The sequence below is a fragment of the Citrobacter sp. MGH100 genome (genome assembly GCF_001034465.1).
Lineage (GTDB): Bacteria > Pseudomonadota > Gammaproteobacteria > Enterobacterales > Enterobacteriaceae > Citrobacter > Citrobacter youngae.
Genome location: NZ_KQ089800.1, coordinates 1,483,995 through 1,507,482, shown reverse-complemented (window position 1 = coordinate 1,507,482; position 23,488 = coordinate 1,483,995). Strand labels below are relative to the sequence as shown.

The following is a 23,488-nucleotide window of genomic DNA, read 5'->3' as shown; positions in this document are numbered from 1 at the left end:
AACATTAGTGGCTAAACGGGGCATTGGGTAGGCGCAAAAGTGGGTTTCATCGTTGCAAATCTGGAACGAATAATGATGTTGCAATCGGACTGAAACAGAATGCTATATTCTAAAGCTTCTCTTTCCATCCCCTGGCGCATTCGTTAGCATATTGTCTCGCAGCAAGTGCATGTGTTTTTTCAGGAAGAGGTTAACGTGTTCGCAGAGTATGGAGTTCTGAATTACTGGACGTATCTGGTGGGTGCTATTTTTATCGTGCTGGTACCGGGGCCAAATACGATATTTGTGCTGAAGAACAGCGTCGGTCGTGGAGTGAAGGGTGGTTATTTGGCAGCAAGCGGTGTGTTTATCGGTGATGCCGTATTGATGTTTCTGGCCTATGCTGGCGTAGCTGCGCTAATCAAAACAACACCCGTATTGTTCAATATTGTTCGTTATCTCGGCGCGTTTTATCTGCTGTATCTCGGTGCGAAGATCCTGTATGCCACACTGAAATCGAAAGCCAGCGACGCTGCGCCAGAAGAAGTTCCGTTTGGTGCGATTTTCAAACGTGCATTAATTTTGAGTCTGACGAATCCTAAAGCCATTCTGTTTTATGTATCGTTCTTCGTACAGTTTATTGATGTCAACGCGACTCACTCAGGGTTGTCGTTCTTTATTTTGGCGATGACGCTTGAAATAGTGAGCTTTTTCTATCTGAGCTTCCTTATTTTCTCCGGTGCGTTTGTGACACAGTATATTCGTACGAAGAAAAAACTGGCTAAAGTTGGGAATTCCCTCATTGGCTTGATCTTTGTCGGTTTTGCCGCACGTCTGGCGACGCTTCAGTCGTAACGCTATTGGCCCGCTGTTGACGGCGGGCTTTCAGTATTAAGCTGTTCCCTTCATTGAAAAATGGGATTGTTATAACCAATAAATGGTATTTTAAATATATATTTTGAAGCGTACCCTGTTCACAGCAGCGATTCAATAAGACTCGCTGGTTGTCGACTGGAAAAGGGAAGAAAAATGCTTCAAATTCCACAGAATCATATTCATACACGCTCAACGCCGTTCTGGAACAAAGAAACTGCACCTGCCGGAATTTTCGAACGCCACCTTGATAAGGGTACCCGTGCCGGGGTTTATCCTCGACTTTCTGTGATGCAGGGGGCGGTCAAATATCTCGGATTTGCAGATGAACACAGCCCGGAGCCAGAAGAGGTGATGATTATTGAAGCCGGTCAGTTCGGCGTTTTTCCACCGGAGAAATGGCATAACATCGAAGTAATGACCGACGATACCTACTTTAATATCGACTTTTTCGTGGCGCCCGAAGTGTTGATGGAGAGCGCAAATCAACGAAAAGTTGTGCGTACCGGCAAGGAGTAAATCATGGGTAAAGCAACCTACACCGTTACAGTCACCAATAACAGCAATGGCGTGTCTGTCGATTATGAAACTGAAACGCCGATGTCGCTGTTGATTCCGGATGTCGCCGCTGAAGTGGTTAAAGATCTGGTCAATACGGTTCGTTCATACGATACCGAGAATGAGCACGAAGTCTGCGGCTGGTAGATGTTAGCCTCTGCCTCTGATTGAATATTTTCGTTTTTGATTTATAAACCGCACTGCGTTTTGATGGCGCAGTGCGGTTTTTTTATCCGTGTTAAACCTGGAAATATCCGGAAAAAGATTTCTTAAGAATACCTTAAGAAATCCGCATTGATTGCTAATGTTGGATCATTCACAGGTTTTATGATCGTGAAACAGTCACAATACAGAACCTCGCTTATGAAACTGAATACCCGACTAACATTACCCATTTTCATTCTTGGGCTGGTCATCGTAGCGATCCCGTTCACTGCGAACTGGAATCTACCTTTGCTCAACGGTACTGTCGTCAGATGGATTGAGAATGGCCAGGCGTTATGGCTGCTGTTTGGTGCGCTTTTTACTCTCAGCTACATCCGGCCTTTATCACGTCCGGAAGGCGAGAAACAATTTTGGCTTTGGGCGGCTGTGTGGTGGTTGGTGTTGCTGGGTCGCAGTACCAGTTGGGGCCGTGATTATTTTCCGGAGCACCCTAAACTCCTGTTCAGAGCTATCTCAGTGGTATTGATTGCGATGATTATTTTGCCTGTCCTGATATCAAAACACTTACGCCAGGATATTGCCCGTCGCTTACGCAATGAACCGCTGCCGCTATGGCTGTTAGCGATCACCACCTGTGCATTTTTGATCTCCGATACGGTAGAGCATCATCGTCTGCTGGCCCCTATCTTTTTGCACAATGCGCAGTACGGCGATCTCATTGAAGAGCTGTATGAACTCCCGTTTATGGCGGGATTGTTTCTGATGAACCTCGGTTTTATGCAGCGGGATAAGCAGGTGGAATCAACTGCCATTCGCTTTAGTGAACCACAGCTGGCGAAATAACGAGAAAAAGCCTGAGTCTGGGAAGTCAGACTCAGGCGGCCTGGGCGGTGACTTACTCAATGGCCTCGCACAGGCGTGATTTCATGTCGCTATACGTTTGTGCGGCATACTTCTCTGCCCATCCTTGATCGCTAATGTGCTCAATATTGACGGCACAATATTTGGTTTCCGGGGTCTTCGAGATGGGGTCCAGATTATCCTGGGTCAACTCATTACACGCGCCAATCCACCATTGATAGGTCATATACACCGTTCCGGTGTTGATGCGTTCAGAGACATCAGCCCGACTGATAACCTTGCCACGACGCGAACTGACCCATACCAGGTCACGATGACGAATACCTAATTTTTCTGCATCATGGGTATTGATTTGCACATACCCAGGCTCATCGGCCAGGGCCTGCAATGCTGCGCAGTTGCCGGTCATCGAGCGGCACGAATAGTGGCCGACTTCGCGCACAGTGCATAATACCATTGGGTACTTTTCATCAGGTACTTCTGCAGGAGCACGCCACTGTGCGGCAAACAATTTACCTTTGCCATTGGCGGTATCAAACTGGCTGTGTGCATACAGATACGGCGTACCTGGGTGATCGAGTTCCGGGCATGGCCACTGTACATGACCCATATCACCCATTTTTTCGTAAGTCACGCCGTAGAAGAGCGGGCATAGCTCGCGCATCTCATCCCAGATTTGCTGGTTACTTTGATACTGCATCGGATAGCCCATTGCGGTGGCCAGCAGACTGATGATTTCCCAGTCGCGTTTGACATCCCCCGTAGGTTCAATCGCCTGTTCAAACCGCTGGAATCCGCGGTCGGCGCAGGTAAAGACGCCGCCGTGTTCGCCCCAGGAGGTGGCCGGCAGGAGGACGTCGGCCATTTCCGCTGTCTTGGTCATGAAGATATCCTGCACGACAATAAAATCGAGCGCGTTAAACCCTTCGCGGACCAGACCTAAATCGGCCTCGGTTTGCAACGGATCTTCCCCCATGATGTAGTAGGCTTTAATTTTGCCTTCGATAGCCAGATGCGGAACTTCGGTGATGCGCGTCCCAACCTTGTCATCCATCTGATTAACGTCAATCCCCCAGGCGTTGGCGAATTTCTCCCTGACGGTGAAATCGGTCACGTCCTGATACCCTGGGAACTGGTTAGGCAGCACCCCCATATCGCACGCGCCCTGCACGTTATTTTGCCCACGCACCGGCCCAACGCCGACGTTAGGGCGTCCCAGGTTGCCGGTCAGCAACGCCAGGCTCGACAAGCCACGAACCACGTCAACGGCCTGACCAAATTGGGTGACGCCCATTCCCCACATCACAGTTGCCGAGGGCGCTGCGGCAAAAGTACGCATCGCCTGACGAACCTGCTGTGCGGGAACACCCGTTAAATGTTCAACGGCTTCAGGCGCGTAATCCTTGACGGTTTCCCAGTATGTTTCCAGGCCTTCGGCATGTTTTTGCACATATTCGCGATCGTAAAGTTGCTCTTCGATAAGCACATGGCCAAATGCGTTGACCAGCGCCATGTTACAACCGTTTTTCAACTGCAGATGCTGGTCTGCAATTCGGGCAGTTTCAATGCGGCGGGGATCGCAGACAATGATTTTTGCCCCGTTCTGGCGAGCTTTGATCACCCGGCGAGCCACAATCGGGTGCGAGTCGGCACAGTTGTAACCAAAGATCAGCAGGCATTTTGAGTTTTCAATGTCGCTGATGGAATTGCTCATGGCGCCATTGCCTAACGTTTCCTGTAACCCGGCAACGGAAGGGCCATGGCAGACACGGGCGCAGCAATCGACATTATTGGTATGGAGAACACCACGCGCGAATTTTTGCATCACGTAGTTGGTCTCATTCCCTGTTCCACGTGAAGATCCGGTGGTCATGATGGCGCGAGGACCATAGGTATTTTTGATATCGGATAAGCGTTTTGCGGTGTAACGAATGGCTTCATCCCAGCTAACGGGAGTGAATTTCCCACCTTTTTCATAACGGATCATCGGACGAGTCAGACGGGGAGTAAGAAGGCGAGTGTCGTTAAGAAAGTCCCAGCCATAGTAGCCTTTCAGGCATAACTGGTTTTGGTTCGTTACACCCTCTGCGGCTTCGGCGCGGATGATTTTGTTATTTTCAACAACAAGCTTGAGCTTGCACCCGGCCCCACAGTAAGGGCATACACTGGTGATTTTTTTCATCAATAACAGACCTGTTAAATGCTGAAATAGCGCGAATTGTAAACGGAGCCACGCGATACGCATCGCGGACTACGATTTGTCATAGTGACAGGCTGTTTAAGCATAAAGTGTGCCAGAAGTGGAAACCCAGCAATGGCAGGGGCTGAGGGGGAGTCAGTAGACCTGAATGACTGACGATTCGACATTAATGACGAGCTACGTCAGGGCAAATGCCGCCATCGAATGGTTTAACCTTATGAAAGATCAGAAAAAGATGAAAATAACAGGTGATATTGATCACAAATTTTAATTTTTCAGCGCTATGCTATGCTTTTATACAACGAGTGAATCGTTAACTTAAAAACATAAGCGAGGGATATTATGGGCATTATTTCATGGGTGATTTTCGGTCTTATTGCGGGGATTTTGGCAAAATGGATTATGCCGGGTAAAGATGGCGGTGGATTCTTTATGACCATTATCTTAGGGGTGGTTGGTGCGGTAGTGGGCGGTTGGATAAGTACCTTCTTTGGTTTTGGTAAAGTCGATGGTTTCAACTTTGGCAGTTTCGTCGTAGCCGTTATTGGTGCGATTGTGGTGTTGTTTATCTACAGAAAAATCAAAAGCTAAGCAAACATACTGACAATAAAGGCCACTGATAAGTGGCCTTTTTCTCAGATTACCACCAGCCCAGTTCCGTTCCCAGCACGACAATAATGGCCACGCCAATCATAATAAGCGTTGTTTTTTTCATCGTTATGCTCCTGGTGAGGCGTAGCCGCCAATAAAGAACCAGGACAGGAAAACGACAGCGGAAATGAAAATAATAACGGGGAAAATAATACCGAGTCGCATACGCTTATCTGCCAGAATAATTTAAAGACGATTAAGCATAACAGGGCTTAATGTACGACAAAAGCGGTTTTATCCTGGCGTTTCTTATCCTGATACATCGCACTGTCTGCAAGATGAAGTGCACAGTTGACGTCTGTCTCCAGCGGGTCAATTTCTACAACTCCCAGACTGGCTCCCGGATAATACAGACAGATATCACCCAGGTCATAGTCACCGCAAATTAGCTGCTGTAAGTGGTTTTTCACGCTTTGCAAACGAACACACGGCGACATTTCGACTCCCCCTGACAGGCTGGCGACTAAAAATTCGTCACCGCCCAGACGACCAAGAATATCATTCTCACTGCATCCACGGCGTAAACGCTGGCCAATTTGGATCAAAAACTGGTCACCGACTTCGTGCCCAAAACGATCGTTGATCAGTTTGAAATCATCTAAATCAATATAGGCGACAATAATTTTGTGCCTCAGGTGGCGTGCCAGCGAGAAGAGGGTTTCGATATTTTCAAAGATTGCCCGACGGTTAGGTAGCCCGGTCAGAACGTCAGTGTAGGAGTGGGCGATCAGCGCAGCATTCGCTTCACGTAATTGAGCAACCAGCGATTCTTTCTGAATAGACTGCGCTATCAGGCCCGCGAACAGATGCAGTACCTGTTCACCTCGTTCACTAAGCGGTTGTTGCTGACGACTGGTGGCGCAGAGGGTGCCATAGAACGTGCCATCGGGCAGGTGGACAGGAGTACTCAGAAAGGTTGTGATCTCCAGCGCGCGTGCGGCGGTACATTCTGGCCAGCGCGCGGGAACGTTATCGCTATACAGACAGTTTGCGTCTATTGCGCGCTTGCAGAGTGTCTCATCCCACGGCACCGACAGCCCTTCGGGGATCTGCATTTGCTTACTATTACGCGCATACAGAATATGCTGCAGACGCGCATCTAAATCGACCTTAGTAAGATAGGTCGACTCCATCTCAGTCACTACCTCCAGCATCTCCAGAAGTTGCCGAACCAGACTCTCAACAGACTGCTCTGTGGCTAATGATTGTGAGACTCGGGCAAGGATCATGTCTGACATGAGAGGCAAATACTCCAGAATGCTGATAAGTCCTGTATTGCCCGCATAATAGAACATCGGAGGGAAAGATGAAACACGCTATCCGGGTCAAAATGTAGACATGGGATTGAAACTCGTCAGTAAAACATGGAGATAGGTGGGGAGTCGGGGTACTCTTCCAGTGTAACGTTTTTAACAGGAGTGAATATGAAACTTGCCTCTATTGTTGTGCCCGGCATTTTGGTGCTGGCGGGGTGTTCCACATCACCTGAAGCACCAGTACCACCGAAAATTGGCATGGCGAACCCGGCATCCGTATATTGTGAGCAAAAGGGCGGCGTGCTGGTTGCGGTGCAGACACCGCAAGGCGTAAGGTCGGATTGCAAACTACCCGGTGGCGAAGTTATTGATGAATGGGCGCTTTGGCGCAGAGATCATCCGGCAACGGGCAAATAACCCGCTGTCACAATTGACGTAACCACTCAGCCAGAACCAGCGCATGGTTTTGCTGTGTATCCTTCGCTGCATACAGCAGCGTTAACGGCTGTTGCCGGGCAATGTCCGCGAGTCGCTTGCCTTCCTGCTGTTGCTGGGCAAGTTCTACGCGGTATTGCTCGGAGAAATGAGCAAAATCGATGATATCTGCGTGGAATGCCTTACGTAAATCAGATGAGGGCGTCAGCGCTTTATCCCATTCATTGAAAACAAGATCGGTTTTTTTCACCCCGCGCGGCCACAGCCTGTCGACCAGAACACGATAGCCATCACTTTTTTCTGCCGGGTCATACACGCGTTTACACTGAATATTCATCTCTTAATCCGCTCCGTTAAGCTACTGAACTCGTCTTCACTAAGGCTAAATAAGATCGTAAAACGTGACCATTATAGCATTTTGGCCACATAGACTCTCAATTTAAGGGATTGTGGTAACAACAAAAAATCGGTAGGCTGAGGCTCCTTATGTTGTCCCTCATTGTCTGGACATAAGGAAAGTTAATGGAAATTTCCCCTGTTAAAGATACGCTTCGCATTGCGCTGGTGGGCGATTACAGCCCCGATATTATGGCGCACCAGGCTATTCCCCTTGCCATCGATGATGCTGCTGCCGTTCTGGAATTAGTGGCTGATTATGACTGGCTCACCACATCTGATATTAGTAGTGGCGAAGATTTAGTCGGCTATGATGCCATCTGGGTGGTCCCTGGCAGTCCTTACCAGCACCCGGAAGGCGCGCTGACGGCAATACGTTACGCCCGCGAAAACAGCATTCCATTTTTGGGCACTTGTGGCGGTTTTCAGCATGCCATTCTCGAGTATGCTCGCAATGTGCTGGGCTGGCGTGATGCTGCGCATGCGGAAACAGAGACCTCGGGCCGTATGGTGATTGCACCGCTGACCTGCTCGTTGGTCGAAAAGACGGATGATATTGAACTGCGCGCGAATACGCTGATCGCCAGAGCCTACGGACGGGATGTCATTACAGAGGGGTATCACTGTAACTATGGCGTGTCGGAAACTTTTGCCGCTGAGCTTGAAAGCGGCGATCTGCGAGTGACGGGCTGGGATGACTCTGGAGATGTTCGCGCTATTGAACTGGTGACACATCCGTTTTATGTCGGGACGCTTTTTCAGCATGAACGAGGGGCACTGGCAGGAAAGCCTGTACCGCTCGTCCAGGCACTGCTGCGCGCGGCCAGAGGATAACAACTGGGCAGGTTGCTTATTCACCTGCCCGGTGTATTACGTGCTGGCGATCTCTTTGTCGCGTCCTGAACAGACGCCAAACACGGCCATGATGAGAGCGAGCAGTGCGACGCCAACCAGCGGGATCTGCCAGCTATCGTTAAGATCGTGAATTTTCCCCATCACCGGCGGCCCACATGCGGCCAGCAAATATCCGACAGATTGCGCCATGCCTGATAGCGCGGCAGCCTGGTGCGCTGAGCTTGCACGTAGCCCGATAAAGGTGAGACCGAGGATCATCGTGGCACCGGAACCAAAGCCAAACAGCACGGTCCACAGGGCCGCCTGCCCGGGCATAACAGCAAACCCTGCAGCGCCAACAGCGCACATTAACGAGACCAGTGCGGCGATAGTACGCTGATCTTTAAACCGATACAGAACGAGGGGGATCAGTAGCCCGGGAGCTGCGGTCGCCAGTTGCAGCAAACCATGCAGCGATCCCGCCTGTGCCTCACTGTAGCCGTGGCTGATCATAATGGCGGGTAACCAGCCGATAATGACATAATAGATGAGTGAGTTGATGCCCAAAAACAGCGTGACCTGCCAGGCGAGACTGGAGCGCCAGATCGCGCGGGAGTGCAACGCTCGCGAATTACTGAGGCTGGCATTGGCCGTCTGGCGCCATTGAGGTAACCAGATCAATAACGCCAGCAGCGGAAAGATCATTAACATCATCAGTGCGCCGCGCCAGCCAAAGCCATTTAACGCCAGCGGCACGACCATTGCCGACCCCAGCGCTGCTGCAGCGCCCATCGTTAACGAATACGCCCCGGTAAGCTTTGCCACATGCTGTGAAAAATCACGCTTAATGAGTCCCGGCAAAAGGACATTTCCCAGTGCGATGCCACAGCCAATGACTGCCGTCCCACCAAACAAGGCTCCGGATGAAGGGAGCGAACGTATAGCAATACCCACACAGATCAGCAGCATGGCGGCTAACAGGCTGCGCTCAATGCCCCAACGGCGCGCAACGGCGGCAGCGAGGGGGGATACCAGCGCGAAGGCCAGCAGCGGCAGGGTAGTCAGAAGTCCCGTCTGGGCGGTACTCAGGCCGTAGTCGGCGCGAATGGCATCCAGCAATGGGGCTGCACCGGTAAAGGTGACGCGTAGTGTGGTGGCAATCATCAGGATCCCCGCGATCAGCAGCGCTGCGCTTTTGCCGCGGGAGGAAGGTGTAATAATCATTTTTTTCTCATATCGTCAGGCGAGGCGATACTTTAGCGTTTTTACACTATGGATGAATCAAGCTAAAATGACAGTTTATCGCTAAAATAGGACATTCTTATGTTGGGGCTGAGACTGGATGGGTATCAACCCGATCTTTACCACGATGCCGCCGTGGCTTTTTGTATTCAGGCTCAGGAAGATGAACTTTTCAGCCCACTGCATCAACACCGCAAAGGTCAGTTAATCCTGGCGTTGCATGGTGCAATTACCTGCGAAGTGGAGAACGCCATGTGGATGGTGCCGCCGCAATATGCGGTGTGGATCCCTGGCGAAATTCCACACAGCAACCACGTTACCGTGGGCGCGCAATTGTGTTTTCTGTTTATTGAGCCGCAGGCTGTCGTGATGCCTGAATGTTGCTGCACGCTGAAAATCGCTCCGTTATGTCGGGAACTTATTCTTGCGCTGGCGAACAAAACGGATGCCCAGCTCTGTGAACCAGCTACCCAGCGGTTAACGCAGGTGTTGTTTGACGAACTCCCGCAGCAGCCACAGGAGCAAATGCAGTTACCAGTATCCGATCACCCGAAAATTCGCAAGATGGTGGCGACGATGGCGCAGGAACCTGCACAATGGCAAACACTGGGGCAGTGGGCCAACGTGTTTGCCATGAGTGAGCGTAACCTTGCTCGTCTGGTTGTCAAAGAAACAGGATTAAGCTTTCGCCGCTGGCGTCACCAGCTACAGCTGATCCTGGCGCTGCAAGCTCTGATCGACGGGTACAATGTACAGCAGGTTGCTCAAATGCTCGGTTACGATTCAACGACCGCGTTTATCACCATGTTCAAAAAAGGCCTGGGACAAACGCCAGGCCGTTATCTGGCAGGATTGACTACTGCTTCCCAACAATCAACGAGACCAGACCTGCCGCAATGAGCGGTCCCACTGGCACCCCGCGAAACAGCGCCACGCCCAGAACCGTGCCCACCAGTAAACCGGCGACGAGTTGAGGTTGGCTACCCATCAGCGTGACGCCGCGCCCGCCAAGCCAGGAGACAACAACGCCGACGGCGATAGCGACCAGCGACTTCCAGTTTACAAAGGAGTGAATAAGCGTAGAGGGGGGCAGCGTTCCGCTGGCGATCGGCGCCATGACGCCAATGGTCAGAATAATAATCCCAACGGTAAGCCCCTGCTTTTCAATCCACGGGAAGAATGTATTCAGCGGAGTAACACGGACGATTATCAGCACCAGAATTGAAACGGCGACAGTGGTGTTGTGGCTGACAAAGCCCAGAGCTGCCAGTCCGAGGAGGATCAGCAGAGTGACATCAAACATCGTAGTTTCCTTGCCAAAAGAAAAAATAAGCCTGCTTACTGTACGCGTAAACGCGTGACGGAACAGGCTTTTTTTAATGATTATGATTTTTTTTGGGCTAACGCACGATGCGACGTTTTTTACTGCTAACGCAGACCGTTATTGTTCGCGGCGGAAAGGGATTAATTCAGGTTGCGCGATACGCAGGTAATCTGCGGTATCCATGATCACAGATTTTTCCAGCAACCCGGCATTAAACGCAATTTCATGAAAACGCTCAAACAATAGCGGATCGGCGACCAGCTTGAGATTCGGGTGGAAGCTAAACGGCGGGATCGCGCCAAATACACAGCCGGTAAGTTCATCGACTTCCGCCGGGCTGGCAAGCGATGCTCTTAACCCACCAATATGACCCGCTAACAAACTGAGATCGGCCTGCTGGTCAGCGGGCAAAATTGCCAACACATGCTGATTAACGCCGTTGCCTTTGACCTTACAGACCAGGGCTTTTGCTCCCTGGCCGAGCGCGGTACCACGAATTTCAGAAACTGCCTCACATTTGCCGACGGCTTCATGGCTTACCACGCGGTACGTTGCGCCTTGCTCTGACAACAGCGAAATTAAACGCTGATGCGTTGCGTTACCTTTGTTCACTTCCGTCATGACTTACTCCTGGTACAACAATGAAAATCCTGCAGAAAAATAATCACGCACCGGCGCGTTTTTTCTGTTTGTTCAGATAGAGCTGTGCATCAGATGCTTTGTAAGCATCATCAATAGTGTCGTTCGGCTGCATATTATAAACCCCGGCGGAGAAGCTGATGGAAATATCATGCGCAATAATTTGTAAGTTATAGCGAATTCTCTCCAGCAGGCGGGGCGTTAAATCACTGGGATGGTCGATGAGGATGATACAAAACTCATCGCCGCCGAGGCGGATGGCGTAGTCGCTTTTGCGAATGGAACTTTGAATGGCTTTGGCCAGATGAGTGATAATCCGATCACCTTCTTTATGCCCTAACGTATCATTGATGACTTTCAGCTTATCGCAGTCGATGGCGATAAAGGTGACGAGAGTGCCCGTATTGACCAACTGCTGCAAACGTTGTTCGAGCGTCGGGGTTAAAACTTTCCGATTGTAGAGTCCGGTCATGGCGTCACTGATATTTTCGCGCGTGACGTTGTGATACAAGCGAAAATGCGTTCTGACCAGATTCAACAGCAAAATTGTTGCCAGCAGATAGAAAGCGAAGATTTTCCAGGATGAGACAATAAAGTACATTAAATCAAGCGTTAAGGTGATGCGTATGCCGCCTGGAATGTCCTTCTCGTAGTGAACATAGTGAAACAGGTTAGTCTCACTTTGGTGAACGAGAATCTCTTTACCGGAGCTGGTATCCGAGAGCGTAACGTTAAGATAGCGCCATACCAGAGGCCGGTCGCTGGTATAAAAGATATTCTTTAAATTCTCTTTGTTGATATCCACCATTACTACACCTTTTAACTTACCGGTAGAGTAGACCGGCGTTAAAAAGCTCATCACCTTTTTCCCGGTCAGGTTATCCAGATAAATACTGGAGATCACCGTACGCCCCGTGAAAATACCGTCAATATCATTCTGGTCGATGCCCAGGGTGCCTTTTTGCAAAAACGTCCAGTTATGTATCGCAAATTGGCGCGAGTCGATTCGGTCATAGAAATAGACGTAGTTATTTTTGAGGTCGACGTAATATCGGAATTTATACTCCAGCGTACCTAATCCCTGACCGTAATCTTTCTGCTCACGATTAGCGTTTACCGCCTTATCAAAAGAGGGCAGCAGGAATATGTCTTCAAGTTGTTCGCTACATTTCGTTGAGGTGGTTTGCAGCGTCCCGTGCAATGGCGGGTAGTTATGCTCTGTGAGATTGAGTCCATGAGTGCCGTTAACGCTGTCGAAAGCGTTGCAAAGTGCTTTTTGTTGTTCGACAGACGCGGGTTCCTGAGGGGATGAAAATGTGCGCATCAGATGGGCGGCAATACTTTGATTAGTATACTTATCATAAAGAAACGATGAGTCGGCTTTCTCATTGATATAGCGCATGTACGCATTCATCGCTTTATCGCTGGCAATGAGCTCATAAACCAAAAAAGAAGACGTCAAAACAATTACGCTAACGGAGATAAAGAGCCTGAGCGCTTTATGATGCAATTTCATAATGATTTACAGCCCTGTAAGTCTGATACTTCAGTCTATCACACGGTATAGCTCCTCTCTAACGCTACGCGGAAGGACATTTTGTAATAAAAAACATTCGTACTCTTCACCTTTAACTCTTAATGTTGTATTTATAATGCAACTTATAGAAAAGGAGACAGGCAGATGAGCACGACTGAAAAAGCGGGCCATACGTTTTTAGCCAGCCTGGGCAAAACCCGTCTGCGTCCGGGGGGCATTGAAGCAACAGAGTGGTTGTTCAGCCAGTCACAGCTGGCGCCCGACAGCCAGGTGCTGGAAGTGGCCTGTAATATGGCCACCACGGCGATAGAGATAGCACAACGCTTTGGTTGTACGGTCTACGCTATCGATATGGATAAAACCGCGCTATCAAATGCCAGAAATAATGTGGCAGCAAATGGGCTGGAAAATCACATTCATGTGATGGCTGCGAATGCCAGTACCCTTCCTTTTGCGGATAACAGCTTCGATGTGGTGATTAACGAGGCCATGCTAACAATGTATGCCGATAAAGCGAAGGCGAAATTAATTGCCGAATATTATCGCGTGTTGAAACCCGGCGGTCGTCTGTTAACCCACGACATTATGTTCACCACTCAAAGACTGGACGCGAGCGAGCAGGGCAAGCTTGTGGAGGTGGTGAAATCAAACGTGAGTCCGATGACCAGACAAGGCTGGCGTGAGTTATTTCTCAACTGCGGTTTTGAACAGGTCATGCAGCAGAATGGCGCTATGTCGCTGATGTCGCCAGGAGGATTAATTCGTGATGAGGGAGTTACTGGGGCGATTAAAATTATGTTTAACGGTTTACGCACTTACGAAAATCGCCGTCGGTTCCTGAAAATGTTTCGCTTCTTCCGTTCGCAACGTCATCAGCTAAACTACATTGCCTGCTGCTCTGTTAAGGGAAAATAAAAACAGGATGGGGCACTATTTATAAAATCAGTCAGCACATATACGCGCTGACTGATTTGTTTAGGCTAATTATTGCTGGTCGTACTTTGCTTATGGAACAGTTCGCGGAATACCGGGTAAATATCATCCTGATCGCGAATATGCTGCATCGCAAAGTTATCAAAGGTTGATTGCAGATGTTCGTATTCACGCCACAAGGTCTGGTGCGCACGGCGAGTGATTTCGATATAGCTGTAATATCTCACCACCGGCAGCAGTTTTTTCGCCAGGATTTCATGACACAGTGGTGAATCATCTGCCCAGTTATCGCCATCCGATGCCTGAGCGGCATAGATATTCCACTGGGCAGGGTTGTAGCGATCTTTTACCACTTCATCCATTAACTTCAGGGCGCTGGAAACTATGGTTCCCCCCGTTTCCTGAGAGTAGAAGAACTCGTGTTCATCAACCTCTTTCGCCTGAGTATGATGGCGAATATAGACAACCTCCACGTTTTTGTAAGTGCGGCTCAGGAACAGATACAGCAGGATATAAAAACGTTTTGCCATATCTTTAGTCGACTGATCCATTGAGCCGGAGACGTCCATCAGACAGAACATCACCGCCTGGCTGGAAGGATCGGGTCGTTTCTCATAATTCTTGTAGCGCAAATCAAAAGTATCTATAAACGGCACGCGTTCGATTTTTGCCCGTAGTTCGGCAATCTCTTTGCGTAACCGTTCCTCTTCCAGCAGCTGCGCGGGTTCACTTTTGGCGATGGTTTCCAGATCGGCCTCAAGCGCATGCAGTTCACGACGTTTACCCGCCGTCATTGCTGTGCGACGCGCCAGTGAGTTTTGCAAGGAGCGCACCACGCTGATATTGGCGGGCACACCGTTGGAGGTAAATCCTGCACGGTGCGTTTTAAACTCCGTTAACTGACGTTGCTGATTCTGCTTCAGATTAGGAAGCGCTAAATCTTCGAACAGCAGATCAAGATATTCATCTTTAGATATCTGAAAGACGAACTCATCCTGACCCTCGCCATCCTGACTGGCCTGGCCTTGTCCGCTACCTGAACCGCCGCCGCCCCCCTGCGGACGTTCGATACGGTCATTCTGTACAAAATGATCATTACCTGGATGCACGCGATGACGCAGGCCACCGCGCCCCTGATGAAACATCGGTTCGCTAATATCATCGGTCGGAATAGAGACGGATTCGCCGCTATCTACATCGGTCACCGAACGCTTGTTAATGGCCTCGGAGATCGACTGTTTAATTTGCGATTTATAACGGCGCAAGAAGCGTTGGCGATTTACCGTGCTCTTGTTCTTGCCGTTAAGACGCCGGTCAATAAACCAGGTCATATGCCCCCCGTACTGCCAACTGTTCGCCATGTCTGTAAGTGCCGGATGGCGCTGGCGCTATCCGGCCTACGGAACATTATTTTGCAAGCCCGGTAAGCGCATGCACCACCGGGCACTTATGTTAAGACGATTTACGTACGCGCAAATACCATTCGCACAGTAAACGTACCTGTTTACGCGTATAGCCTTTTTCCATCATACGGTCGACAAAATCGTCGTGCTTTTTCTGCTCGTCAGTCGAGGTTTTAGCATTGAACGAAATGACCGGCAGCAACTCTTCGGTATTCGAGAACATTTTCTTCTCAATAACCGTGCGCAGTTTTTCGTAACTGGTCCAGTTTGGATTGCGACCGCTGTTATTCGCTCTGGCACGCAGAACAAAGTTGACGATCTCGTTACGGAAATCTTTCGGGTTGCTGATACCCGCCGGCTTTTCAATTTTCTCCAGTTCTGAGTTCAGTGATTCGCGATCAAACAGCTGACCGGTATCTGGATCGCGATACTCCTGATCCTGAATCCAGAAATCCGCATAGGTCACATAACGGTCAAAAATGTTCTGTCCGTATTCGGAATAAGATTCGAGATAAGCCGTCTGGATCTCTTTGCCGATGAATTCAGCATATTTCGGGATCAGATAGCCTTTCAGGAACTCAAGATAACGCTCAGCCTGCTCCTGCGGGAATTGCTCGCGTTCGATTTGCTGCTCCAGTACGTAGAACAGATGAACCGGGTTAGCTGCCACTTCGGCATGGTCAAAGTTAAAGACGCGAGAGAGGATCTTAAACGCGAAACGCGTGGACAGACCGTTCATTCCCTCATCAACCCCGGCGTAATCCCGATACTCCTGATAGGATTTCGCTTTTGGATCGGTATCTTTCAGGCTTTCGCCATCGTAAACGCGCATCTTCGAGTAAATGCTCGAGTTCTCAGGTTCTTTCAGGCGAGAAAGAATGGTAAAGCGAGAGAGGGTTTCCAACGTGCCCGGTGCGCAAGGCGCATGGGCCAGCTCACTATGGTTAAGCAGTTTTTCGTAAATTTTGATCTCTTCAGAGATCCGCAGGCAATAAGGCACTTTGACGATGTAAACACGGTCAAGGAACGCCTCATTGTTTTTGTTATTACGGAACGTTACCCATTCAGATTCGTTCGAGTGGGCAAGAATAATCCCGTTAAACGGCAGGGCGGAGATACCTTCTGTCCCGTTGTAGTTTCCTTCCTGGGTGGCAGTCAGCAGAGGATGCAGCACTTTAATCGGTGCTTTAAACATCTCAACGAATTCCATAATCCCCTGGTTGGAGCGGCACAGCGCACCTGAGTAGCCATAGGCGTCAGGATCGTTCTGGGCGTGGTGTTCGAGTTTACGAATATCCACTTTCCCGACCAGAGCGGAAATGTCCTGGTTGTTTTCATCACCAGGCTCCGTTTTAGCGATGGCGATTTGCTCGAGAATAGACGGCCAGACTTTGACGACGCGGAATTTAGTGATGTCCCCGCCGAAATCATGCAAACGCTTCGCAGCCCATGGCGACATGATTGTACCGAGATAGCGACGCGGAACCCCATACTCTTTTTCCAGGATCTGCGCGTCTTCCTGCGGATTAAACAGGCATAACGGATGATCGTTAACCGGGCTACGTTCACCATTGGCGCTGAGGACATAAATGGGCACTCTTTGCATCAGCGATTTCAGTCGCTCTGCAAGCGATGATTTTCCGCCTCCCACCGGCCCCAGCAGATAGAGGATCTGCTTCTTCTCTTCCAGCCCCTGAGCCGCATGTTTCAGATAAGAAACAATCTGTTCAATCGCGTCTTCCATGCCGTAAAACTCTTCAAAAGCGGGATAACGTGCAATCACCCGATTCGAAAAGAGTCGAGAAAGTCGAGGTTCGTGGGCAGTGTCAACCATGACAGGCTCACCAATAGCCATTAATAGCCGCTCTGCCGCGTTGGCATAAGCACTGCGATCTTGCCGACAAGTGGTAAGAAACTCCTGCAGCGTGAACTCTTCGTCCTTGGCAGCTTCATAACGCTGGCGATAGTGATCGAATATATTCATGGTATGCCGTCCTTTCGTTTTTTAGCACATGTTAAGAGCCGTTCATATGAATAGTAGAGGCCCCTGAAGAGGTAAACTGAACGACGTCGCTGCTGAAGAAATAAGCAACTCTCATGCCATTTCGATGGTCAGGAGATCAACGTATTCGGTGATACACCTTCTAAATTTAAGCGTAGATGGCATTTGCAAAACTTGCCTGTACGCGCAAATGAATTTCAATGGCATATCAATAACTCATCAGCAAAAAAAGCACATGTTATGTAAAGAAATGGGGCTGAATTCATGTGGTGTTCACCGTACTGCAAGCAAAATGTCATCACTCGTTGAGAAATTAGGGGGTTACATTGGGCAGGTAATACGTAAAATAGTTGGGCTGAAGCGTATTGGCGGTTACACTTTCGTCGCTAAACATTTGAATAAGGAATTATGGATTGTGACCAAACTCAAACTTCTGGCACTTGGCGTGCTTATTGCCACGTCCGCGAGCGTCGCGCAAGCAGAAAGCAACCTGACGCTGGGCGCAGGCGTTGGTGTGGTTGAACACCCTTACAAAAACTACGATAGTGACGTTTACCCGGTCCCTGTTGTGACCTATGAAAGCGACAACTTCTGGTTCCGTGGTCTGGGCGGCGGTTACTACCTGTGGAATGACAATACAGATAAATTATCTGTGATGGCGTACTGGTCGCCACTGTACTTCAAGCCGGGCGACAGCGACGATAGCCGTCTGCGCAATCTCGATAAGCGCAAGAGCACCATGATGGCCGGGCTTTCTTACGTGCATAACACACAATATGGTTTCCTGCGTACCAGCCTCGCGGGAGACGCACTGGATAACAGTAATGGTATCGTATGGGATCTGGCATGGCTGTACCGTTATACCAACGGGGGCCTGACGCTGACACCGGGGATTGGTGTTGAGTGGAACAGTGAAAACCAGAACCAGTACTACTACGGTGTATCGCGCCACGAATCGTCCCGCAGTGGTTTACGCAGCTACGATCCTGAAAGCAGCTGGAATCCGTACCTTGAACTCAGCGCCAACTATAATTTCTTAGGCGACTGGAGCGTGTACGGTACTGCGCGTTACACCCGTTTGTCTGATGAAGTGACAGACAGCCCGATGGTAGACAAATCCTGGACGGGTCTGATCTCAACGGGTATCACCTATAAGTTCTGATGCATTTCCAATGCTGAACATGAGCCCGCGTTATGCGGGCTTTTTTATGCCTGACGGGAATGAATGTTGATCTCAAGCATGAGAATTCACGATTTCTGCTGATTCTGCCTTATGCGATGCTGCAACGAATAATTAACGTGTTTTACCTGGTGTAGTTACCAAAAAGGAACGTATTATTTAATTAGTCTGATATCGATTTTCTTACAGCGTAAGAAATACAGGTGTCGCAGAACCAATCATCGTTAGCGACTAACAAAATCTACTACGGCAATATACTGAAAATGCACTGTTTTGTTATTACTCCTGGATCTCAATTAACCTTGCAAAACGTGTTGAAAATATCTGATAACTATTTTTATCGTTTAATTTAACCATGAAAGTCATCTTTCATGTGAAAACTAAAAAACAAAACGTTTAATTTTTATTTTACATTCTTTAGGTAATTATCTGAAAAAATTAAAATTGACATTAAATATTCTATTGCAGATATTACTCAAACTTTGAAAATAGTGAGCGTAATTCTTTCTTGCAGAAATATAATCTGCGATGAAGGTTTTTGAGAATAAACCTGGTATAGATAATGAAAAAATTAATCATGATAGCTGTGATGGGTGGGGTTCTGGCGGGTTGTTCTACCGAGGCCTCTCGCATGAATGACTGTGAGAACAAGGGCGTCAGTCGGGATGCATGCTACGTTGTTGAGCAGAATCGTCAGGCTACAATCAATGCTGCAGCGGAAAAACAGGCTATGGAAAATGCACAGAACCTGTACATCACAAATGACGGTAATTCCAGCCATCATCATAATCACAATAAATATTAAGGTTTTACTCATGAATAAATTAATTATTACCGCTGCGCTGGTGGCATCAACTGTTGTCCCTGCTCATGCTATTAGCGAGGCTTACCGTCGTCAGTTGCAACATGATCATAAAACCATGGTTAGTGAAGCGAATGTTCCGGTTAACGCCAGTATGGTAAAATCTATACATGTGAATAAACTGGGGGTTGATTTTAAACGTGGTACCGATGGCATTGCCTACATTAATGGTAGCCCGGCAGCCAATGATGAAAATAATGCAGATGCGCAAACTTACAGTGCAGGCCTGATTTCGGTTATTGTGTATAAGAACGGAAAAATAAACGCCATGAAAGAAGGTAAATATTTAGGCCGTTTAAAATAATCTCAGTACAGCTAACAAGTTATCTGTCTGAGCCCGGAAATAAATACTGTTCCCGGGTTTTTATTGTGTCTGATTAACGACGAGCCCTCCAAACGAGGATGGTGCAATTTGTGCACCATCACAGGACACATCACCCATGTTTTGCTTTACTGTGGTGCATGTGCTCAGGGGGAACTATGACAGTAAAACAAGTGATGTTTACAAAACAGGTATCACTTCCTGCTATTGGGCAGGGAACATGGAACATGGGGGAGAACCCCTGCCGTCGTCGTGATGAAGTCTCGGCGTTGCAGGCTGGCCTGGATCTGGGACTGCGTCTGATTGATACGGCAGAAATGTATGCTGATGGTGCAGCAGAAGAGATTGTTGGCGAAGCCTTAGCGGGACGGCGCGATGGTGCATTTTTGGTTTCAAAAGTTTATCCGTGGAATGCCGGAGGCCAGAAAGCGATTGCTGCCTGTGAAGGCAGTCTGCGCCGGCTGAAAACCGACTATCTGGATCTCTATTTGCTGCACTGGACGGGGGACTTTACTTATGAAGAAACCGTCAGCGCCATGGAAAAACTCATCGCTCAGGGGAAAATTCGTCGGTGGGGTGTTTCGAATCTCGATTATGACGAGATGCAGGCGCTATGGCAGGTTGCAGGTGGACGACAATGCGCCACTAACCAGGTGCTATATCATTTAGCGTCGCGCGGCATTGAATATGACTTGCTGCCATGGTGTCAGCAACAGCAGATGCCGGTCATGGCTTACAGTCCGCTGGCCCAGGCGGGACGGTTGCGCCGTGGTCTGCTCACTCATTCGGTGATTAGCGACATTGCACGTGCACACGATGCCAGTACCGCCCAGATCTTACTGGCGTGGGTTATTCGTCAACCGGGCGTGATCGCGATTCCAAAAGCGGCAAGCGTAGCGCATGTCGAACAAAATGCCGCCGCGCTGAATATCACGCTCTCGGTTGATGAACTGAAGTTGTTAGATGAGGCATATCCGGCGCCAAAAGGTAAAACGGCGCTGGATATGGCCTGATTTGCCTGATGGCGCTGCGCTTATCAGGCCTACGGCTACGAGCGGTTTGTAGGCCGGATAAGGCGTTAGCCGCATCCGGCATGATGCGCAGAGTTGTCTTAGCGTTTAGCCACACGAATAGTCTGCGCGAGGCGAGATGGTTTTTCTTCGGTGGTTTTCTGCGAAGCGGTCGCGTAAGCCGTTTCTACACAAACAAACGTTTTGTAACCGTCATCCGGCATGTCGCCCATGCTAATGGACAGCGCCGGACCCGGGTTCCAGCCGACAACGTTCAGATGGTGGTGGTGCACGACATCGATATTGCGATTCAACGCATCATCATGAATCACGCTGCACGCTTCCGGATTCAGATAGACACGATCGGTGCGGTCCGGGAAGGTCTGAATGCCGTCAGCCAGCACATCTTCTTTCGCATCGTTCACTTTATCGATCAGGCGATCGCCAAGACCACTGACTTTCACTGCGGCAATATCACCCACGTTGAAGTAGGTATGCAGTGCGGAGGTGGTTTCAAACTCACCGTGGGCTTCCAGTTCGATTTCACAGGTAGCACCGACCTTAAAGCGGGCAAGCAGAGTAAAGTCGTGTGGCCATAGCTGACGCGTTTCAGCGTTGCTCTGCAGTTCAAACGTCAACACCACGCCATTGTCGTCTTCGTTATGCGCTTTCAGCGTCCAGGACAAGTTACGAGCAAAACCATGAGAAGGCAAACCCTGTTGAGCCGCCGGGCCAAACCACGGCCAGCAAATGGGGACGCCGCCACGCAGCGCTACGCCTGTTTTGAACGGGGTATTGTTACTGAGCCACAGGACTTCCTCTTCGCCGTTTGGTTTCCAGGAAAGAAGATGTGCGCCCTGCAGCGCGAAAGAAGCTTTAACCTGTGGGTGATCGACAACAAGAACCTCAAGTTCATCAAGCTGACGGCGGGAGAGGACAGGGGTAAGCTGTTCAATGACCGGGAGAGCGAAAATTTTGTTAATCATGATGCAATCCTTGGTATATAAATATTTTGGTCATAAAAAAAGGCGACCGAAGTCGCCTTTTTGGATCAGATACTCATCTCAACTTATTTGGAGATGTGAGCAATCAGGTCCAGAACTTTGTTAGAGTAGCCGGTTTCGTTGTCGTACCAGGATACCAGTTTCACGAAGTTGTCGTTCAGTGCGATACCAGCTTTAGCATCGAACACGGAAGTGCAAACTTCACCGTTGAAATCGGTAGATACGACGTCGTCTTCGGTGTAACCCAGAACGCCTTTCATCGGGCCTTCGGAAGCAGCTTTGATTGCTTTCTTAATTTCTTCATAAGAAGCAGCTTTTTCCAGACGAACGGTCAGGTCAACAACGGATACGTTCGGGGTAGGAACGCGGAACGCCATACCGGTCAGTTTGCCGTTCAGTTCTGGCAGTACTTTACCTACAGCTTTAGCAGCACCGGTAGAGGACGGGATGATGTTCTGGGATGCGCCGCGGCCGCCGCGCCAGTCTTTGTGAGACGGGCCATCAACGGTTTTCTGAGTAGCGGTGGTCGCGTGAACAGTCGTCATCAGACCTTCGATGATGCCGAAGTTGTCGTTGATAACTTTAGCCAGCGGAGCCAGGCAGTTAGTGGTGCAGGAAGCGTTAGAAACGATGTCCTGACCTTCATATTTGTCAAAGTTTGCGCCTTTAACAAACATCGGAGTGTTATCTTTGGACGGACCAGTCAGAACCACTTTTTTCGCGCCAGCAGTGATGTGCTTACGAGCAGTTTCGTCTGTCAGGAACAGGCCAGTAGCTTCAGCAACTACGTCAACACCAACTTCGTCCCATTTCAGGTTAGCCGGATCACGTTCAGCGGTAACACGGATTTTTTTACCGTTTACGATCAGATGACCGTCTTTCACTTCAACGGTACCGTTGAAACGGCCGTGAGTGGAGTCATATTTCAGCATGTAAGCCATGTAGTCAGCGTCTAACAGGTCGTTGATTGCAACGATCTCGATGTCAGAGCGTTCTTGAGCAGCACGAAAAACAATGCGACCGATACGGCCAAAACCGTTGATACCTACTTTGATAGTCATATATTCCACCAGCTATTTGTTAGTGAATAAAAGGTTGCCTGTAAAATTACAAAAACCTTACGCAGCGTCAAGCGGAATCGTGTCAATCATTGCGACAAATCAATCTGCTGCCTAAGCTTTGCGCAACTGACTCGCCTCACTCTTCCTTTGGGCTTGAAACCACATGGGGTCGGCGGCCCGAATTTTAAAGGGCAATTAAGATAAAAACGTGATTCTTATCACGAATTGCAGGCTGCCATTTCGCAAGGATCAAGTTTAGAACAAAAGTTCGCACTCCGGTGTTAATGTTTTGTTAGAATCTGTCTCGCAATGTGAGTTTAGATAAAGTGAGATGTGAGCAAATGGCTAATCAACCTTCTCCAGAAGAACTGAAAAAAAATTTAACCGAAATGCAGTTCTACGTGACGCAGAATCACGGGACAGAACCGCCATTTACCGGGCGTTTGCTGCATAACAAGCGTGACGGCATCTACCACTGTCTGATCTGCGACAAACCGCTATTTCGTTCCGAGACAAAATATGACTCTGGCTGCGGCTGGCCCAGCTTTTACGAGCCCGTCAGTGAAGAGGCTATCCGTTACATGAAAGATACTTCACATGGCATGCAGCGCATTGAAATTCGCTGTGGTAACTGTGATGCGCACCTCGGACACGTTTTTCCGGATGGTCCGAAACCTACCGGTGAACGTTACTGCGTTAACTCAGCGTCTTTGAACTTCACCGATGGTGAAAACGGCGAGCAAACCAAGGGCTAAAGAAAC

The 23,488-nt window shown here is 49.2% G+C and carries 26 protein-coding genes and 1 pseudogene; 14 read left to right on the top strand and 13 right to left on the bottom strand.

Annotated elements, in window-relative coordinates; all coding sequences use genetic code 11:
• The first annotated feature begins 195 nt into the window (after window positions 1–195).
• From leuE to SK32_RS07170, 4 genes are all read left to right on the top strand, one after another.
• Entirely contained in the window at window positions 196–834 is a 639-nt protein-coding gene (gene leuE / locus SK32_RS07185; RefSeq protein ID WP_048212597.1) for a leucine efflux protein LeuE, read from the top strand.
• A gap of 174 nt (window positions 835–1,008) precedes the next feature.
• Entirely contained in the window at window positions 1,009–1,371 is a 363-nt protein-coding gene (gene yeaR / locus SK32_RS07180) for a DUF1971 domain-containing protein YeaR (RefSeq protein ID WP_045441926.1), read from the top strand.
• A gap of 3 nt (window positions 1,372–1,374) precedes the next feature.
• A complete protein-coding gene (locus SK32_RS07175; RefSeq protein ID WP_048211936.1) occupies window positions 1,375–1,557 on the top strand; it encodes a DUF1869 domain-containing protein in 183 nt (60 codons plus the stop codon).
• Window positions 1,558–1,773: 216 nt separating this feature from the next.
• Window positions 1,774–2,418 carry a hypothetical protein gene (locus SK32_RS07170; protein WP_048211935.1) on the top strand — a complete coding sequence of 215 codons (645 nt, stop codon included), beginning with the start codon at window positions 1,774–1,776 and terminating at the stop codon, window positions 2,416–2,418.
• A 52-nt stretch (window positions 2,419–2,470) separates the two neighbouring features.
• Here SK32_RS07170 and fdhF read toward each other — a convergent pair whose 3' ends face one another.
• Window positions 2,471–4,618 carry a formate dehydrogenase subunit alpha gene (gene fdhF, locus SK32_RS07165; RefSeq protein WP_048212596.1) on the bottom strand — a complete coding sequence of 716 codons (2,148 nt, stop codon included), beginning with the start codon at window positions 4,616–4,618 and terminating at the stop codon, window positions 2,471–2,473.
• A gap of 360 nt (window positions 4,619–4,978) precedes the next feature.
• Between fdhF and SK32_RS07160 the strand changes: the two genes are divergently transcribed.
• Complete coding sequence (locus SK32_RS07160) at window positions 4,979–5,227, top strand: GlsB/YeaQ/YmgE family stress response membrane protein (protein ID WP_005120370.1); 249 nt, start codon at window positions 4,979–4,981, stop codon at window positions 5,225–5,227.
• Between the two features lie 49 nt (window positions 5,228–5,276).
• Here SK32_RS07160 and yoaJ read toward each other — a convergent pair whose 3' ends face one another.
• Genes yoaJ through SK32_RS07155 form a run of 3 tightly spaced genes read right to left on the bottom strand, consistent with a single transcriptional unit; the run spans window position 5,277 to window position 6,525 of the window.
• Window positions 5,277–5,351: a protein YoaJ gene (yoaJ, locus tag SK32_RS25995; protein WP_099530266.1), complete on the bottom strand. Its 75-nt coding sequence runs from the start codon at window positions 5,349–5,351 to the stop codon at window positions 5,277–5,279.
• A gap of 2 nt (window positions 5,352–5,353) precedes the next feature.
• A complete protein-coding gene (locus tag SK32_RS25990) occupies window positions 5,354–5,452 on the bottom strand; it encodes a YoaK family small membrane protein (RefSeq protein ID WP_086523648.1) in 99 nt (32 codons plus the stop codon).
• Window positions 5,453–5,499: 47 nt separating this feature from the next.
• Window positions 5,500–6,525, bottom strand: a complete 1,026-nt coding sequence (locus SK32_RS07155) for a sensor domain-containing diguanylate cyclase (RefSeq protein ID WP_048211934.1) — start codon at window positions 6,523–6,525, stop codon at window positions 5,500–5,502.
• 186 nt (window positions 6,526–6,711) lie between these two features.
• Here SK32_RS07155 and SK32_RS07150 point away from each other — a divergent pair, with 186 nt between their 5' ends.
• Entirely contained in the window at window positions 6,712–6,960 is a 249-nt protein-coding gene (locus SK32_RS07150; protein ID WP_005120367.1) for a putative hemolysin, read from the top strand.
• A gap of 7 nt (window positions 6,961–6,967) precedes the next feature.
• Here SK32_RS07150 and SK32_RS07145 read toward each other — a convergent pair whose 3' ends face one another.
• Complete coding sequence (locus tag SK32_RS07145) at window positions 6,968–7,315, bottom strand: DUF488 domain-containing protein (RefSeq protein ID WP_048211933.1); 348 nt, start codon at window positions 7,313–7,315, stop codon at window positions 6,968–6,970.
• 185 nt (window positions 7,316–7,500) lie between these two features.
• Between SK32_RS07145 and SK32_RS07140 the strand changes: the two genes are divergently transcribed.
• A complete protein-coding gene (locus SK32_RS07140; RefSeq protein WP_048211932.1) occupies window positions 7,501–8,208 on the top strand; it encodes a CTP synthase C-terminal region-related (seleno)protein in 708 nt (235 codons plus the stop codon).
• Between the two features lie 36 nt (window positions 8,209–8,244).
• Here the strand turns inward: SK32_RS07140 and SK32_RS07135 are convergent, their stop codons facing one another.
• Window positions 8,245–9,432 carry a CynX/NimT family MFS transporter gene (locus tag SK32_RS07135; RefSeq protein ID WP_048211931.1) on the bottom strand — a complete coding sequence of 396 codons (1,188 nt, stop codon included), beginning with the start codon at window positions 9,430–9,432 and terminating at the stop codon, window positions 8,245–8,247.
• A gap of 99 nt (window positions 9,433–9,531) precedes the next feature.
• Between SK32_RS07135 and SK32_RS07130 the strand changes: the two are divergent.
• Window positions 9,532–10,324 (top strand): annotated as a pseudogene (locus SK32_RS07130) (AraC family transcriptional regulator); the annotation flags it as partial.
• On the opposite strand, the gene SK32_RS07125 reads toward SK32_RS07130, so the two are convergent.
• From SK32_RS07125 to dgcJ, 3 genes are all read right to left on the bottom strand, one after another.
• Window positions 10,307–10,753 carry a DUF441 domain-containing protein gene (locus tag SK32_RS07125; RefSeq protein ID WP_042308914.1) on the bottom strand — a complete coding sequence of 149 codons (447 nt, stop codon included), beginning with the start codon at window positions 10,751–10,753 and terminating at the stop codon, window positions 10,307–10,309. The pseudogene SK32_RS07130 and the gene SK32_RS07125 sit on opposite strands and share 18 nt — an antisense overlap.
• A gap of 138 nt (window positions 10,754–10,891) precedes the next feature.
• On the bottom strand, window positions 10,892–11,395 hold the full coding sequence (locus tag SK32_RS07120; protein WP_048211929.1) for a YbaK/prolyl-tRNA synthetase associated domain-containing protein: 504 nt from the start codon (window positions 11,393–11,395) through the stop codon (window positions 10,892–10,894).
• Between the two features lie 43 nt (window positions 11,396–11,438).
• On the bottom strand, window positions 11,439–12,929 hold the full coding sequence (gene dgcJ / locus SK32_RS07115; protein WP_048211928.1) for a diguanylate cyclase DgcJ: 1,491 nt from the start codon (window positions 12,927–12,929) through the stop codon (window positions 11,439–11,441).
• Window positions 12,930–13,094: 165 nt separating this feature from the next.
• On the opposite strand from dgcJ, the gene SK32_RS07110 reads away from it, so the two are divergent.
• The gene (locus SK32_RS07110) at window positions 13,095–13,865 is read left to right on the top strand and encodes a class I SAM-dependent methyltransferase (protein WP_048211927.1); all 771 of its coding nucleotides are present in this window, start codon (window positions 13,095–13,097) and stop codon (window positions 13,863–13,865) included.
• 65 nt (window positions 13,866–13,930) lie between these two features.
• On the opposite strand, the gene SK32_RS07105 is transcribed toward SK32_RS07110, so the two are convergent.
• Both SK32_RS07105 and yeaG read right to left on the bottom strand, forming a co-directional pair.
• The gene (locus SK32_RS07105) at window positions 13,931–15,214 is read right to left on the bottom strand and encodes a YeaH/YhbH family protein (protein WP_048211926.1); all 1,284 of its coding nucleotides are present in this window, start codon (window positions 15,212–15,214) and stop codon (window positions 13,931–13,933) included.
• Window positions 15,215–15,335: 121 nt separating this feature from the next.
• Entirely contained in the window at window positions 15,336–17,270 is a 1,935-nt protein-coding gene (gene yeaG / locus SK32_RS07100; RefSeq protein ID WP_048211925.1) for a protein kinase YeaG, read from the bottom strand.
• 433 nt (window positions 17,271–17,703) lie between these two features.
• Between yeaG and SK32_RS07095 the strand changes: the two genes are divergently transcribed.
• The 4 genes from SK32_RS07095 to SK32_RS07080 all read left to right on the top strand — a co-directional run bounded on the left by SK32_RS07095 (window position 17,704) and on the right by SK32_RS07080 (window position 20,665).
• Window positions 17,704–18,450, top strand: coding sequence for a MipA/OmpV family protein (locus SK32_RS07095; protein ID WP_048212595.1), 747 nt, complete (start codon window positions 17,704–17,706; stop codon window positions 18,448–18,450).
• Window positions 18,451–19,030: 580 nt separating this feature from the next.
• Window positions 19,031–19,273: a hypothetical protein gene (locus SK32_RS07090; RefSeq protein WP_048211924.1), complete on the top strand. Its 243-nt coding sequence runs from the start codon at window positions 19,031–19,033 to the stop codon at window positions 19,271–19,273.
• A 10-nt stretch (window positions 19,274–19,283) separates the two neighbouring features.
• Window positions 19,284–19,634, top strand: coding sequence for a hypothetical protein (locus SK32_RS07085; RefSeq protein ID WP_048211923.1), 351 nt, complete (start codon window positions 19,284–19,286; stop codon window positions 19,632–19,634).
• Window positions 19,635–19,810: 176 nt separating this feature from the next.
• Window positions 19,811–20,665, top strand: a complete 855-nt coding sequence (locus tag SK32_RS07080) for an aldo/keto reductase (RefSeq protein WP_048211922.1) — start codon at window positions 19,811–19,813, stop codon at window positions 20,663–20,665.
• A gap of 98 nt (window positions 20,666–20,763) precedes the next feature.
• Here SK32_RS07080 and SK32_RS07075 read toward each other — a convergent pair whose 3' ends face one another.
• Together SK32_RS07075 and gapA are read right to left on the bottom strand one after the other, a co-directional pair.
• On the bottom strand, window positions 20,764–21,648 hold the full coding sequence (locus SK32_RS07075; protein WP_048211921.1) for a D-hexose-6-phosphate mutarotase: 885 nt from the start codon (window positions 21,646–21,648) through the stop codon (window positions 20,764–20,766).
• Between the two features lie 83 nt (window positions 21,649–21,731).
• Complete coding sequence (gapA, locus tag SK32_RS07070; RefSeq protein WP_003030697.1) at window positions 21,732–22,727, bottom strand: glyceraldehyde-3-phosphate dehydrogenase; 996 nt, start codon at window positions 22,725–22,727, stop codon at window positions 21,732–21,734.
• A 341-nt stretch (window positions 22,728–23,068) separates the two neighbouring features.
• Here gapA and msrB point away from each other — a divergent pair, with 341 nt between their 5' ends.
• Window positions 23,069–23,482: a peptide-methionine (R)-S-oxide reductase MsrB gene (gene msrB / locus SK32_RS07065; protein ID WP_048211920.1), complete on the top strand. Its 414-nt coding sequence runs from the start codon at window positions 23,069–23,071 to the stop codon at window positions 23,480–23,482.
• The last annotated feature ends 6 nt before the right edge of the window (window positions 23,483–23,488 follow it).

Excerpts from the sequence above, each read along its gene's own strand:
- yeaG (WP_048211925.1), bottom strand. The coding sequence starts at position 17,270 with ATGAATATATTCGATCACTATCGCCAGCGTTATGAAGCTGCCAAGGAC.
- SK32_RS07125 (WP_042308914.1), bottom strand. The coding sequence starts at position 10,753 with ATGTTTGATGTCACTCTGCTGATCCTCCTCGGACTGGCAGCTCTGGGC.
- SK32_RS07175 (WP_048211936.1), top strand. The coding sequence starts at position 1,375 with ATGGGTAAAGCAACCTACACCGTTACAGTCACCAATAACAGCAATGGC.
- SK32_RS07075 (WP_048211921.1), bottom strand. The coding sequence starts at position 21,648 with ATGATTAACAAAATTTTCGCTCTCCCGGTCATTGAACAGCTTACCCCT.
- yeaR (WP_045441926.1), top strand. The coding sequence starts at position 1,009 with ATGCTTCAAATTCCACAGAATCATATTCATACACGCTCAACGCCGTTC.
- fdhF (WP_048212596.1), bottom strand. The coding sequence starts at position 4,618 with ATGAAAAAAATCACCAGTGTATGCCCTTACTGTGGGGCCGGGTGCAAG.
- SK32_RS07145 (WP_048211933.1), bottom strand. The coding sequence starts at position 7,315 with ATGAATATTCAGTGTAAACGCGTGTATGACCCGGCAGAAAAAAGTGAT.
- SK32_RS07160 (WP_005120370.1), top strand. The coding sequence starts at position 4,979 with ATGGGCATTATTTCATGGGTGATTTTCGGTCTTATTGCGGGGATTTTG.
- SK32_RS07120 (WP_048211929.1), bottom strand. The coding sequence starts at position 11,395 with ATGACGGAAGTGAACAAAGGTAACGCAACGCATCAGCGTTTAATTTCG.
- SK32_RS07135 (WP_048211931.1), bottom strand. The coding sequence starts at position 9,432 with ATGATTATTACACCTTCCTCCCGCGGCAAAAGCGCAGCGCTGCTGATC.
- msrB (WP_048211920.1), top strand. The coding sequence starts at position 23,069 with ATGGCTAATCAACCTTCTCCAGAAGAACTGAAAAAAAATTTAACCGAA.
- SK32_RS07170 (WP_048211935.1), top strand. The coding sequence starts at position 1,774 with ATGAAACTGAATACCCGACTAACATTACCCATTTTCATTCTTGGGCTG.
- SK32_RS07150 (WP_005120367.1), top strand. The coding sequence starts at position 6,712 with ATGAAACTTGCCTCTATTGTTGTGCCCGGCATTTTGGTGCTGGCGGGG.
- SK32_RS07085 (WP_048211923.1), top strand. The coding sequence starts at position 19,284 with ATGAATAAATTAATTATTACCGCTGCGCTGGTGGCATCAACTGTTGTC.
- SK32_RS07090 (WP_048211924.1), top strand. The coding sequence starts at position 19,031 with ATGAAAAAATTAATCATGATAGCTGTGATGGGTGGGGTTCTGGCGGGT.
- SK32_RS07110 (WP_048211927.1), top strand. The coding sequence starts at position 13,095 with ATGAGCACGACTGAAAAAGCGGGCCATACGTTTTTAGCCAGCCTGGGC.
- SK32_RS25990 (WP_086523648.1), bottom strand. The coding sequence starts at position 5,452 with ATGCGACTCGGTATTATTTTCCCCGTTATTATTTTCATTTCCGCTGTC.
- SK32_RS07080 (WP_048211922.1), top strand. The coding sequence starts at position 19,811 with ATGACAGTAAAACAAGTGATGTTTACAAAACAGGTATCACTTCCTGCT.
- gapA (WP_003030697.1), bottom strand. The coding sequence starts at position 22,727 with ATGACTATCAAAGTAGGTATCAACGGTTTTGGCCGTATCGGTCGCATT.
- SK32_RS07155 (WP_048211934.1), bottom strand. The coding sequence starts at position 6,525 with ATGTCAGACATGATCCTTGCCCGAGTCTCACAATCATTAGCCACAGAG.
- dgcJ (WP_048211928.1), bottom strand. The coding sequence starts at position 12,929 with ATGAAATTGCATCATAAAGCGCTCAGGCTCTTTATCTCCGTTAGCGTA.
- SK32_RS07140 (WP_048211932.1), top strand. The coding sequence starts at position 7,501 with ATGGAAATTTCCCCTGTTAAAGATACGCTTCGCATTGCGCTGGTGGGC.
- SK32_RS07105 (WP_048211926.1), bottom strand. The coding sequence starts at position 15,214 with ATGACCTGGTTTATTGACCGGCGTCTTAACGGCAAGAACAAGAGCACG.